Below are 13,717 nucleotides of genomic sequence, written 5' to 3'. Positions count from 1 at the left end.
CCGCGGCGGCCGAGAACACGCCCCGCGGTGTTAGCGCTCTCGCGTCGCGCGAGGCATGATGTACCTCATGCCCGCCACCGTCGCCCCGCCCCTCCTCGAGGTGCGCGGGGCGTCGGTGCGTTTCGGCGTCGAGTCCGCCCTGTCGGGCGTCGACTTCCTGCTCCGCGCCGGCGAGGTGCATTCGCTCATGGGCGAGAACGGCGCCGGCAAGTCCACGCTCATCAAGGCCATCACCGGCGCACTGCGGCTGGATTCCGGCGACATCCTGGTCGACGGGGTGCGCTGCCGTTTCTCCTCCCCCGCCGAGGCGCAGGCCGCCGGTATCTCCACGGTCTACCAAGAGATCGACCTGCTGCCCAACCTCACGGTCGCCGAGAACATCTGGCTGGGTCGTGAGCCCCGCCGCTGGGGGATCATCGATCACGCCGCGATGCGCGAGCACGCCGCAGCGGCCCTCTCCGCGCTCGGCGTCGAGATCGACCCGGCCTCGGTGCTGTCGTCGCACCCCCTCGCGATCCAGCAGCTCGTCGCGATCGCGCGGGCCGTGTCGGTCGACGTCAAGGTCCTGGTGCTCGACGAGCCGACCTCGAGCCTCGACGCCGATGAGGTCGCCGAGCTCTTCCGCGTCATCCGCGAGCTCAAAGAGACCGGTATCGCGGTGGTCTTCGTCTCGCACTTCCTCGACCAGGTCTACGAGATCTGCGATCGGGTCACGGTTCTGCGCGGCGGTCGCCTCGTGGGCGAGTACGCCACGCGCGAGCTGCTGCGTATCGACCTCGTCGAGAAGATGTTGGGCGCCGCTGCGGCGTCGCTCGCGCCGATCGGGCAGCGCGTGCTCGACGACGACGGCAGCCCCTCGGTGATCAGCGCCCGCGGGATCGCCTCGGGCCCTCGGTTGAGGGAGGCCGACATCGACCTCGGCGAGGGCGAGGTCATCGGGGTGGCGGGCCTTCTCGGGTCCGGCCGCAGCGAGCTGGCGCGCGCGCTCACCGGCGTCGACCGCCCGACGACGGGTGACGTGACCATCGACGGCCAGCCCGTCCGCCTCACCTCGCCGCGTGACGCGATCGCGCAGCGCATCGCCTATTCGTCCGAGAACCGTCGCACCGAGGGCGTCATCGGCGACCTGAGTGTTCTCGACAACATCAGCCTCGCACTGCAGGCGCAGCGCGGCATCTTCCACCGTCTGAGCACCGCCCGCCGCCGCGAGCTCGCGCACAGCTGGGTCGAGGCGCTGCACATCCGACCCACCGACATCGACCGACCGGTGTCGACGCTGTCGGGCGGCAACCAGCAGAAGGTGCTGCTCGCGCGACTGCTGGCCCTGTCCCCGCGGGTGATCGTGCTCGACGAGCCGACGCGCGGGATCGATGTCGGCGCCAAGGCCGAGATCCAGCGTCTGGTGGGCGAGCTGTCCGACAACGGACTCTCGATCATCTACATCTCGGCGGAGCTCGACGAGGTGCTGCGCGTCGCGCACCTGGTCGCGGTCATGCGCGACGGCGTCGTCGCGCAGATCGTGCCCGCCGTCGACCTGACACCTGACGCCCTCCTGGCTCTCGTGGCCAAGCCCGAGAGTCCGGAGGCGGGCGCCGATGACTGACGACAAACCCGCACGTACCGCCAACATCTTCGACGTCGCACGACTCGCCGGGGTGTCCCACCAGACGGTGTCGCGCGTGCTCAACAACATGCCGAACGTGCGCCCGGCGACCCGCGCCCGCGTCGAGCAGGCGATCGCCCAGCTGCGTTACAGCCCGTCCCCGGCGGCGCGCGCTCTGGTCACGCGACGCACCCGCACCATCGGCCTCGTCCAGCCGGGGTCGGTCGACTACGGCCCGTCGTCGATCGCGATGAACTTCAACTTCGCCGCCCGCGCCGCCCGGTACAACGTCGACGCGATCAGCTCCCCCGAGAACGAGGTCGCCGCGGTTCGCTCCGCGATCGACGGTCTTCTCAAGCAGCGAGTGGATGCCATCGTCCTCATCGTCGTGGACACCGAAGTGCTCGCGGCGGTCCAGGCCCTCGAGCTCGACATTCCGCTCGTCGCCGTCGCGACCACCAGCCGCCCGCACCCGCGCCTGGTGGCGATCGACCAGTATCGTGCCGCGCGCAGCGCCGTGCGGCACCTGCGCGAAGCGGGCTACGGCCCCATCCGCCACATCGCCGGACCGGCGCGCAACCCCGACGCCGTCGAACGTCTGCGGGGCTGGAGGGACGAGCTCGCGGCATCCCGGAGCGAAGCCATGGGCGTGGTCCACGGCGACTGGTCGGCCGCGAGCGGTTACCGGATCGCAGGCGAGGCCGACATCGCACCGGGGGAGGGCATCTTCGTCGCGAACGACCACATGGCCATCGGCGTGCTGTCGGCGCTTCGCGAGCGCGGGGTGCGGGTTCCCGAGGACGTCGGCGTGGTCGGCATCGACGATGTGCCCGAGGCGGCGTTCCTCTATCCGTCGTTGACGACCGTCCGCCAGGACTTCGCCGCCCTTGGCGAGATCCTCATGCAGAAGGTGCTCCTCGCGGTCGAAGAACCGGACACGGTGAGCGAGAGCACGCCCCTTCCGACGCGCCTGATCGTGCGCGACTCCGCGCCCATCGAGCGACCCGTCACGCGTTCCTCGCGCTGACGCGCGGCGCGGCGCGGCCGTCATAGTGGGCGGCCGCCCCGGCTGCCGGTGGTCGCGCCATGCGCCGGTCGTCACCGTTCCGTCACGACGGCCCTGTTGTGACGGTGAGTGTGAGCGCTAACATAGCGGGGACCGTCGACGTCGATGGTTCTGCGAAGACGCAATCACGAGAGGACCCCGCCCCCGTGCCATTCACTCCCTCCGCGGCGCCCCCACGCCGCACGCCCCTGTGGGCGCTGACCGTCCCGGTCGTCGCCGCCCTGGTGGCCGCACCCCTCACCGTCCCGCTCGGGGCCGGCGCCGCCGAGACCGACCCGCAGCTCGTGCTCTCGTATCCCCTGGACGAGACGAGTGGAACGGTCGCGCACGACGCGTCCGGCCACGACAAGAACGCGACCCTGGTCGGCGGCCCCACTCTCGCGGGCGCCGACGGCGTGCGCCTCGATGGCGTCGACGATTACGTCAAGCTCCCCGACGATGTTCTCCAGGGGCTCACCTCGGTCACCGTCAGCGCCGACGTCATCGTGCGCGCGGAGCAGGCCGGCAACTATTTCCTGTGGGGTCTCGGCAACACGACCGGCAACGTCGGCGACGGGTACCTGTTCTCGACGGGGAACCCGGCTCGTGCCGGCATCGCGCTGGGCAACTGGACCACCGAGCAGGAGACGCGCAGCGGAGCCGATCTCGAGCGCGGTGTGTGGAAGACCGTCACCTACACTCTGGACGCCCCGACGCAGACCGCACGCCTGTACGTGGACGGTCGGCAGGTCGCCGAGAACCGCGCCGTCACATCGACGCCCGGAGCGATCGGCGGAGGCAAGACGGCGAGCAACTACCTCGGTCGCTCGAACTACGGTCTCGACAACCTTCTGGCCGGCAGCATCCGCGACTTCCGCCTGTACGACGGTGCCCTGAGCGCCACGCAGGTGCAGGGCCTGGTGAAGACCCCCGAGGACGGTGCCGCGGTCGCGAGCGCCCTCTCGGCCCTCACCGTCACGAACATCGACGACGTGCGCGGCAACCTCACGCTGCCGAAGAGCTCCCAGGGGCTCCCGGTCACGTGGACCTCGGCGAACGGCGACGTGATCGCGGCCGACGGTACCGTGACGCGGCGCGACGCCGACACGACGGTCGAGCTGACGGCATCCATCACCAAGAACGCCACCACGCAGAAGCGCACGTTCTCTGCCGCGGTTCGCAAGGCCGCCGACATCGGACCGTTCGAGGGCTACACCTTCGCCTACTTCACCGGGAACTCCGTCGCGGGCGAGAACATCTACTTTGCGGCGAGCAACGGCAACAACGCCCTGTCGTGGACGGAGCTCAACGGCGGACAGCCCACGCTCACGTCGACGTTCGGCGAGAAGGGCCTGCGCGACCCGTTCCTCATCCGCTCTCCCGAGGGCGACACGTTCTACCTGATCGCCACCGACCTCTCGATCGGTCGCAACGGCGACTGGGGTCGCGCGCAGCGGCAGGGCTCGAAGTACCTCGAAGTCTGGGAGTCCCACGACCTCGTCACCTGGAGCGCGCAGCGCCACGTGAAGGTCTCGCCGGACACGGCCGGGAACACCTGGGCGCCCGAGGCGTACTACGACGAGACCCTCGGCGAGTACGTCGTGTTCTGGGCCTCGCAGCTCTACCCCGAGAACGACCCGAACCACACCACGAACAGCTACAACCGCATGCTGTACGCGACCACGCGCGACTTCGTGACGTTCAGCGACACGAAGATCTGGCAGGACGGGATGTCGCGCATCGACTCCACCGTCATCAAGGCCGACGGCGTCTACCAGCGCTTCACCAAGGACGAGGGCGCCGGCACCACCGGGTGCAGCGACATCATCCAGGAGAGTTCGCCCGTGCTGACGGCGCCGCTGGACCAGTGGAAGAGCGTCACCTCGTGCATCGGCCGCAACGCCGGTACGGGAGCGGTCGAGGGTCCCAGCATCTTCAAGGCCAACCCGGGCGACGTCAACGGCGACAAGTACTACCTCTTCGTCGACGAGTACGGCGGACGCGGATACATCCCGCTGGCCACCACCGACATCGCCGACCCGAACTGGCAGGTGCCGGCCACCTACCGTCTGCCCGCCAGCCCGCGTCACGGAACGGTCATGCCGGTGACGGCAGCCGAGCTCGCCGCGCTGCGCGCCAACCTGCCGCAGCCGCTGCAGGCCAACGCGAACGGGGAGATCCTGCACTACGACTTCACCGATGCGCCCGGCGCGGTTCTTCACGACCGCTCGGGAGCGGGACGTGACGCGCAGGTGCAGGGCGGAGCGACGTTCGCCGGTGGCGCGCTGACCTTCGATGGGACCGACGACTACGTCGATCTGCCGGACAACGTCCTGGTGGGCATGAACGACTTCACCGTCGAGACCGAGCTGCGCATCGACCCCGCCCAGCGGAACCCCTACTTCCTCTACGGGTTCGGCAACACCGGGGGCAACGGCGAGGGCAACGGCTACCTGTTCTCGACGGGTGACGGTCAGTACCGGGGCGCCCTGACCACGGGCAACTGGACGGGCGAGCAGAACGCCACGGCCGGAGCGGCTCTGCCGCGCGGCCAGTGGGTCCACCTCACCTACACCCTGAAGGGCAGCACGGCCCGCCTGTACCTCGACGGCCAGCAGGTCGCCGAGAACACCAACGTGACCGTGCGTCCCGGCGACATCGGCGGGGGTTCGACCCTGGCGAACTACCTGGGCAGGTCGGTGTACAACGCCGACAACCTCTTCCGCGGTCAGATGCGCGACTTCGCGCTCTTCAACCGCGCGCTGAGCCCGCAGGAAGTCGTCGAGCAGTCGGGGAACCCCGAGATCCTGGGCGACATCAGCCTGCAGGACCCCTCGGCGCTCAAGGTCGCTCCCCTCGTCGACACCGCCAACCGCACCGTGACGTTCCCCGTCAAGCCGGGTACCGACCTGACGACGCTGCGTCCGACATTCGCAACGGCCACGGGCACGACGGCCACCCCGGCATCCGGCACCGTCCGCAACCTGAGCACGCCCATGACGGTCACGCTCAAGACGGACGGCAAGGCGGACGTGGTGTGGACGCTCAAGGCGGTCGAGATGAAGAGCCCGGTGCTGCCGGGGCTGTACGCCGACCCGAACATCGCGGTGTTCGGTGACACGTACTACATCTACGCCACGACCGACGGCACCCCGGGCTGGGGCGGCAACACCTTCTACGTCTGGAAGTCGAAGAACCTCGTCGACTGGACGCGGTCGGACAAGCCGTTCCTCACCCTCGACGGCGCCAACGGCAACGTTGCGTGGGCGACCGGCAACGCGTGGGCGCCGACCATCACCGAGAAGGGCGGGAAGTACTACTTCTACTTCAGCGGTCACGAACCGAACGCGAACCGCAAGATGATCGGTGTCGCCGTGGCCGACAGCCCCGAGGGGCCGTTCACTGCGGAAGCGCAGCCGATGATCACCAACGGCGAGAGCGTCAACAGCGGTCAGGCGATCGACCCGGCGGCCTTCAAGGACCCCCAGACGGGCAAGTACTACCTGTTCTGGGGCAACGGCAGCCCCGTCTACGGTGAGCTCGCGGACGACATGAAGAGCATCAAGGCGGGCACGATCAAGCGGATCGATGGTCTGCCCGAATTCCGCGAGGGGCTCTTCATGAACTACCGCGACGGTCTGTATCACCTGACGTACTCGATCGACGACACCGGTTCGCCCGACTACCGCGTCGGATACGCCACGTCCACGAGCGTCAACGGACCGTGGACCTTCCACGGCCTGCTCCTGCAGAAGGACCCGTCACAGGGCATCCTCGGCACGGCGCACAGCTCGATCATCAACGTGCCCGGCACGGACGAGTGGTACATCGCCTACCACCGCTTCGCGATCCCCGGCGGCAACGGCACCAACCGCGAGACGACGATCGACCGCGTCACCATCGGCGCCGACGGACTGTTCCAGCCCGTGACGCCGACGCTGACGAGTGTCGCCCCGCGCGAGGTGCCCGCGACGCCTCAGCCGACGGCCAGCCCCACGGCCAGCCCGACCGCGAGCCCGACCGCGAGCCCGACGGCGAATCCGACGGCCAGCCCGACCGTGAGCCCGACGGCCAGCCCGACCGCGAGCCCGACGGCCAGTCCGACGGCGAACCCGACCGTGAGCCCGACGGCGAATCCGACCGTGAGCCCGACGGCCAGCCCGACGGCGAACCCGACCGCGTCGGCGTCGCCCTCGGCCGCGTCGACGGGCCCGGTCGTCGCGGCCTCGACCTCGACGGTCGAGCGCGGTGGGACGGTCATCGTCACCGTCACCGGTCTGCAGGCCGGCGAGCAGATCCGGGCGGAGCTGCGAAGCGACCCGATCCGCATCGCGGGGATCCCGGCCGCCGACGCCAACGGACGCGTGACGTTCTCGGTGCAGATCCCGGGCAACCTGCCCGCGGGTGCGCACTCGATCGTCGTATTCCGCGCCGACGCCACCGAGCTCCCGCACCTCGGGATCACGGTCGTCGCCAAGGGCCAGCTGGCCGCCACCGGCGCGCAGGCGCCGCTGGGTGCCGGCCTGCTCGCGGCGTCGCTGCTGGTCGCCGGCGGAGCCCTGTGGGCGATGCGCCGCCCGCGCCGCGCCGCGGCCTGATCCGCCGACAAGATGCCGGCGTCGCACCCTTCCGGGGGTGCGGCGCCGGCATCGTCGCTCTGCGGGGCAGACGTGCGGGCGAAGCGGAGCTGACCAGAAGATGAGGAACGGGGTGAAGAAGGTGCACCCGCCCGCGGCGACGGAGGCGGACATCCGACGCGGGCGGACGGAGAATGCAAGGCCTGCCGACCTCACCCCGAAAGGGTGGACGCCCGCCCGTCGAACCGCTGAGGAGGACGGTGAGAAAGTTCAGGGTCAGCGGGTTCTCCCGAGGACACGACCGCACCCGGCTCAGGAGACCCCGTGACCCTCATCATCCCCGCTCCCGCCCGTATCGCGCGGGTCATTGTCGCCGTCGGTCTGATCGCGGCTGTCGTCGTCGGCGGTCCCGTCCTCCCGAGTTCGGCGGCGCCATCCGACAAGACCGTCGTCTACGCCGAAGATCCGTCCGTCATCGCCAATCCCGCCCGCGGCTGGTACCACCACACCGAGACGCATTCCTACCCCGACGGCTCGGGGTGGACGCCCCTCGACCGGGGCGAACTGACGGCGCTGCGCGCCCGGGGGGTCACCCAGATCCTGCGGGTCGTCTACCTCGAGCGCTACGTCGGCGCCGATCTCGATCCCGTCGTACTCGCCGCCCTCGACGCGGATTTCGCCGTCGCGCGCGCGGCGGGCGTCACTGTCATTCTTCGCTTCGCCTACGCACAGGGCGGGGGCGCACCCCCCGTCCCGCCCTACGGCGACGCACCCGTCGAGCGCGTGCTCGCGCACATCTCCCAGCTCACTCCTCTGCTGCGCGCCAATACCGACGTCATCGCGGCGCTGCAGCAGGGGTTCATCGGGCTATGGGGTGAGGGGTACTACACGGATCACTTCGTCGCCGACCCGGCGGACCCCTCGGTGGTGACGGACGTGGACTGGGCGAAGCGCACGCAAGTGGTCGAGGCGCTTCTCGCGGCCCTTCCCGCGAACCGGGCGGTACAGGTGCGTACGATGCTGGCGAAGCAGCGGGCGCTCAACAGACCCAGCGGAACGGCCGGTGCGCTCTCCGCGGCCGAGGCCTGGGGTGGCTCGAACGCGGCGCGTATCGGTCATCACAACGACTGCTTCCTGGCATCGCCCGACGACTTCGGAACCTTCCAGTCCGACCCGTTGACACTCGACCAGGATTACCTCGCTCAAGAGACGAAGTACCTGCCGATGGGCGGAGAGACCTGCGCCGTGAACGCACCGCGATCCTCATGGCCATCGGCCGCGGCTGAATTGCAGCGGTACCACTTCAGCTTCCTCAACGAGGACTACAACCGAGATGTCCTCCAGTCCTGGGGACAGGACGGCATCGACGCGGTGTCGCGGCGACTCGGCTATCGTCTCGTGCTCGAGAGTTCGCGGGTGGTGGACGGCCCGGCAGCGATGGTGTCGATAACGCTTCGCAACGACGGGTGGGCGGCGCCGTACAATCCGCGTCCCGTCCGAATCGTTCTGAGCGGACCCCAGCGCGAGATCACCGTCCCGGTCCCCGTCGATGCGCGCACCTGGGCCGCCGGGCAGAGGGTGACCCTGGACGTTCCGCTCGGCACGGTCCCTCCCGGCGACTATCGCGTTTCGCTCGCCCTCCCCGCCGCGGAGCCATCGGTCGCCGCTGACTCCCGCTTCGCCATCCGTCTGGCGAATCTGGGGACATGGGATGCTTCCACCGGACGTAACGACCTGGGACAGGTGGTGCGGGTCGGGGCGGCCACCCCGGCGCCCTCCGCGCCGGGCGGTCCGAGCGTGTCACCCGCTCCCACCGGCCCGGCCGAAGGTGCGGTCGCCCTCCCGACGTCGACGCCGTCGACGAGTCGTCCTGGATCGCCCGTCGACCGCCTGCCCGAGACCGGGGCCGCGTCGACCGTGCTCGGCGCCACCCTCGCCGTCCTCCTTCTCGCGGCCGGCGCCGCGTTCGCGGTGATCGGGCGCAGACGGGGCCGCCGGACGCCGTCCTAGCGGGCACGCCGACGAGAACGGGGGTCCGGATGCCGTGGCATCCGGACCCCCGTCCATCGTCGCTTCCGACTCAGCCGAGCAGCGGCACCGCCCCCACGAGCACGCCGACCGCCAGCATGACCAGCGACACGACCGTCGCGCGCCACAGGACCTTCTTGTGGTGGTCGCCGAGGTTGACCCCGGCGAGCGACACGAGAAGCAGGATCGCCGGCACCAGCGGGCTCTGCAGGTGCACGGGCTGACCGGTGATCGAGGCGCGGGCCATCTCGACCGGTGCGATGCCGTAGTTCGCCGCGCTCTCGGCCAGCACCGGGAGGATGCCGAAGTAGAACGCGTCGTTCGACATGAAGAACGTGAACGGGATCGAGAGCACGCCCGTGATGACCGCGAGGAACGGACCCATCGACGAGGGGATCACCTGCGTGATCCAGTCGGCCATCGCGGAGACCATGCCGGTGCCGTTCAGCACCCCGACCAGGACGCCGGCGGCGAGCACCATCGACACCACGCCCACGATGCTCGGAGCGTGCGCCACGATCTCGTCGGCCTGCGAGCGCAGCTTGGGGAAGTTCACGATGAGGGCGAGGGCGGCCCCGACCATGAACACGAACGCCAGCGGGAACAGGTCCATGACCAGCAGCACCATGACCGCGACGGTCAGGGCGAGGTTGAACCAGATGAGCTTCGGGCGCAGCGTCGCGCGGTTGGGGTCGAGCATGGTGTCGGCCATCGCCGTGTCGGCGGCCTCGACCAACTGCGGGGCGGCGACGGCGCCCTGGCCGCCGCGGACGGTGACCACGTTGCCGGTGCGCAGCGACGCGAGGGCGCCGGGCTTGTGCTCCGCGCCGCGGAAGATCTTGGGCGCGCCCAGGCGTCCGAAGCCGCCGGGGCCGTCGATCTTGGCGGTGTCGATCGAACCGGCGAGACGCTTGCGCTCGGACAGGCCGAGGAACCACGCGAAGGCGAGTGCGACGACCAGGCCGGCCAGCAGCGAGGGGATCATCGGAACGAAGACGTCGGTGGGCTGCAGGCCCAGGGCGGTCGCGGCGCGAACGGTCGGTCCGCCCCACGGGACGATGTTCAGCGTGCCGTTCATCAGACCCGCGACGCAGGTCAGGACGACCGGGCTCATGCCCAGGCGCAGGTACAGCGGCAGCATCGCCGAGGTGGTGATGATGAAGGTCGTGGATCCGTCGCCGTCGAGCGACACGGCTCCCGCGAGGATCGCCGTACCGAGCACGATCTTGGCCGGGTCGTCGCCCAGGAAGCGCGTGATCACGCGGATGAGCGGATCGAAGAGTCCGACGTCGATCATGATGCCGAAGTACATGATCGCGAACAGCAGCAGGGCGGCCGTGGGGGCCATCTTGCCGATCGCGTCGATCACCATGTCGCCCAGGCCGAAGCCGGCGCCGGCGATGAGGCCGAAGATCGTCGGCACGACGATCAGGGCGACCATGGGGGTCATGCGGCGGGTCATGATCAGCGCCATGAACGACAGGACCATGAGGAAGCCGAGGGCGACGAGCACGCCGTCGGCGGGCGTATAAGCCACCGCGTACTCGACCGCTTCGGCCGAGAGGATCAGGGGGGTCATCGCGACTCCTTCGTCGGGGATGCCGGCACGGGACGCGCCGTCGATGCGGTGACACTACGCAGGCCGGGGTGGACCGCGCGCGCTTGCTCGCATTGAGGGGCGTTATGCGCGTACCGTGTGTTCTGCGCATTTCGCGCACGCGTTCGCGGGCTTCGCCCCGCACGTCGACGATGCCGAGCCCCGGAGGTGCGCGTGCGTTTCGCCACGAGGATGCTCGTCGTCCAGGTCGCCACGCAGCTCGTGGTCGTCGCCGTGTGCACGGCGGTCTTCGCCTGGCTGGGGGTGCAGCAGCTGAAAGCCGAGGCCGATTCGTCCGCGCTGAACATCGCCCGCTCCGTCGCCGAGGCCCCCGACGTCCGCCAGCTCGTGACCGCGTACTCCGCCGATCCGGGTACCCCCGCGGCCTCCGACCTGCGCGGGGGAGCACTGCAGCAGTACGCCGCCGACGTGACCAACCGCACACAGGGTCTGTTCGTGGTGATCACCGACGACCACGGCATCCGTCTCGCCCACCCCGATCCGGACCGCCTCGGGCAGGTCGTGAGCACGAGCTTCGCCGACGCGTTGGCCGGTCGCGAGGTCGTCACGTGGGAGACCGGCACGCTGGGGGAGTCGGCGCGCGCCAAGGTGCCGATCTCCCCGCCGGACGGGGGTGCGCCGGTGGGCGAGGTGAGCGTCGGTTTCGAGCGGGCGAGCGTCTTCGACGACCTCCCCGCGCTCGTCGGCGGCATCACGGTCGCCGTCGCGCTCGCCGTGGCGATCGGCGCGGTCGTCGCCCTGCTGATGCGTCGCCGCCTCGAGCGCCTGACCCTGGGGGTGCAGCCCGAAGAGCTCGTCGCCCTCGTGCAGACGCAGACCGCCGTGCTCGAGGGGGCCGACGAGGGAGTCCTCGCGTGCGACGACGCCGGGATCGTGCGCGTGTGCACCACCGCAGCAGAGCGTTTGCTGGGGATCACGGATGCCGTGGGCCGCCCGGTCGATGCGTTGGGCTTGCCCCCGGCGGTCGCCGCCGCCCTGTCGCGGGTGGGCTCCTCGGCGGGCCTGCCGCTGGGCGACCGGGTCGTCTTCGTCGATGTGCGCCCGGTCCGCCGCGGTGCGCGGACCCTGGGTCGGGTGGCCGTGCTGCGCGACCGCACCGACGTCATGGCACTGTCGGGGCGCCTCGACAGCGTGCGCGCGATGGGTGACGCGCTGCGCGTGCAGCGGCACGAGAACGCCAACCGTCTGCACGCCGCCGTGGGGCTGCTCGACGCCGGGCGCGTCGACGAGGCGCGCGCCTTCCTCGCCGATCTCGTGGACCGTGGGTCCGTCGACTGGGCCGTGCCCGGCATCGAGCTCGTCGACGACGCGATGCTGCAGTCGTTCCTGGGGGCCAAGGCGCTGTCGGCCCGCGAGCGCGGGGTGGTCCTGCGCATCGCCGACGACACGTTCTCGCGCACCCCGATCGACGAGGTCGAGGACGTCGTCGCCGTGCTCGGGAATCTGATCGACAACGCGGTCACCGCCGCGGCATCCGCGCCGCCGCCCCGCGCCGTGGAGGTCAGCGTGCTCGACGATGCCGACGCGGTCGTCGTGACCGTGTCCGACTCGGGCGGGGGCATCGACGACGTCGATGCGATCTTCGCGCCGCGAGAGCGCGGCGACGACGTCGACGCCGTGCACGGCCTGGGTATCGGCCTGCCGCTCTCGCGGGAGTTCGCGCGACGCCGCGGCGGCGAGGTGTGGGTCGTCGATCCGGGCGGGGCGGGGCACGGCGCGGTCGTGGCCGCGCGGTTGCCGGGCGTGCGACGCCGGGTGGACGAGACGGTTCGAGAGGGGGAGGGCGCGTGAGCGGCATCCGGGTCCTGGTGGTCGACGACGATTTCCGTGTCGCGGGACTTCACCGCGACGCGGTCGCGGCGCGGGCGGGGTTCGTCGCCCTGGAGCCCGCGCGCACGATCGGTGAAGCGCGTGCCGCGGTCGCCGCGCACGCACCCGACCTCGTGCTGGCCGACGTCTACCTGCCCGACGGGGACGGGATCGAGTTCGTGCGCTCCCTCGACGCGGACGCCTTCGTGCTGTCGGCGGCGACGGATGCCGCGACCGTGCGCCGCGCGTTCTCGGCCGGAGCCCTCGCCTACCTGGTGAAGCCGTTCGACACCCGCGTGCTCGCGGAGCGACTGGACCGCTTCGCGCGCTATCGCAACCTGCTCGCCGCGGGGCGGCCCCTGTCGCAGGACGACGTGGACCGCGCGGCATCCGTCATGCGCGGAGAGCGCGAGGGACCCTCGTTGGCGCGGTCGACGACGGAGCAGAGCGTGCTCGCCGCCCTCGGGACGGACGAGGCCTCGGCGGCCGAGGTGGCCGAACGCATCGGCGTCTCGCGCGCCACCGCGCAGCGTCACCTGACCACTCTTGCCGAGCGGGGCGTCGTGCAGGTGGGCCTGCGCTACGGCAGCACGGGACGGCCCGAGCACCGCTTCCGCGCGGGCGGCTGACGTCGCGGCTCAGGGGCCGGAGCGCGCGGAGCCGTCGAGCCCGTCGACATCGACCGGGGCTCACCGGCTCAGGCCTCGAACACCGCCCACCCGCGCGGCCCGAGCTCGACGCGCCCGTCGACCAGGTTCCCGTCGCCCGCGACGCGCTCGCGGGCGTCGGCGGCCGGAAGCGTCACCGGGTCGTCGCCGATGTTCAGGGCGACCACCACGGCGTCGTCGCCGATGGCGGTGCGCAGGGCGATCGCGGTGTTCGCGACCTCGATCACGTCGGTGTGGGCACGCCACAGCCACGCCTTGCGGCGGCGCAGGGCGATCAGCGCGCGGTGCGCCTCGAGGATCGCCTCGTCGACGTCGTCGACCTGGGCGGGGGATGCCGGGAACTCCGGCCGCACCGCGCGCTGATCGCCC

The 13,717-nt window shown here is 70.8% G+C and carries 8 protein-coding genes; 6 read left to right on the top strand and 2 right to left on the bottom strand.

The annotated features are described in order from the left end of the window. Nucleotides 1–67 precede the first annotated feature (67 nt). From DC432_RS05360 to DC432_RS05340, 4 genes are all read left to right on the top strand, one after another. Nucleotides 68–1,603 carry a sugar ABC transporter ATP-binding protein gene (locus DC432_RS05360; protein WP_243393040.1) on the top strand — a complete coding sequence of 512 codons (1,536 nt, stop codon included), beginning with the start codon at nucleotides 68–70 and terminating at the stop codon, nucleotides 1,601–1,603. Further along, a complete protein-coding gene (locus DC432_RS05355) occupies nucleotides 1,596–2,630 on the top strand; it encodes a LacI family DNA-binding transcriptional regulator (RefSeq protein WP_116536995.1) in 1,035 nt (344 codons plus the stop codon). Before DC432_RS05360 ends, DC432_RS05355 begins: the two co-directional genes overlap by 8 nt. Before the next feature lie 185 nt (nucleotides 2,631–2,815). Continuing rightward, nucleotides 2,816–7,246, top strand: coding sequence for a family 43 glycosylhydrolase (locus tag DC432_RS05350; protein ID WP_279304103.1), 4,431 nt, complete (start codon nucleotides 2,816–2,818; stop codon nucleotides 7,244–7,246). Between the two features lie 303 nt (nucleotides 7,247–7,549). Continuing rightward, nucleotides 7,550–9,235: a DUF4832 domain-containing protein gene (locus DC432_RS05340; RefSeq protein WP_116536994.1), complete on the top strand. Its 1,686-nt coding sequence runs from the start codon at nucleotides 7,550–7,552 to the stop codon at nucleotides 9,233–9,235. A 70-nt stretch (nucleotides 9,236–9,305) separates the two neighbouring features. On the opposite strand, the gene DC432_RS05335 is transcribed toward DC432_RS05340, so the two are convergent. Beyond that, nucleotides 9,306–10,832: a CitMHS family transporter gene (locus DC432_RS05335; RefSeq protein WP_116536993.1), complete on the bottom strand. Its 1,527-nt coding sequence runs from the start codon at nucleotides 10,830–10,832 to the stop codon at nucleotides 9,306–9,308. Nucleotides 10,833–11,024: 192 nt separating this feature from the next. Here DC432_RS05335 and DC432_RS05330 point away from each other — a divergent pair, with 192 nt between their 5' ends. Continuing rightward, nucleotides 11,025–12,662 carry a sensor histidine kinase gene (locus tag DC432_RS05330; RefSeq protein ID WP_347707118.1) on the top strand — a complete coding sequence of 546 codons (1,638 nt, stop codon included), beginning with the start codon at nucleotides 11,025–11,027 and terminating at the stop codon, nucleotides 12,660–12,662. Then, nucleotides 12,659–13,309: a response regulator gene (locus DC432_RS05325; protein WP_116536992.1), complete on the top strand. Its 651-nt coding sequence runs from the start codon at nucleotides 12,659–12,661 to the stop codon at nucleotides 13,307–13,309. The genes DC432_RS05330 and DC432_RS05325 overlap by 4 nt, the downstream gene beginning before the upstream one ends. Before the next feature lie 68 nt (nucleotides 13,310–13,377). Here DC432_RS05325 and DC432_RS05320 read toward each other — a convergent pair. Next, nucleotides 13,378–13,717, bottom strand: a 340-nt coding sequence (locus DC432_RS05320; RefSeq protein ID WP_116536991.1) for a DUF3459 domain-containing protein, incomplete at its 5' end; no start/stop codon positions are given.

This window comes from Microbacterium testaceum, assembly GCF_003075375.1.
GTDB lineage: Bacteria > Actinomycetota > Actinomycetes > Actinomycetales > Microbacteriaceae > Microbacterium > Microbacterium testaceum_E.
The sequence above is the reverse complement of the archived record's forward strand: the minus strand, read 5'-3'. Positions and strand labels throughout refer to the sequence as shown.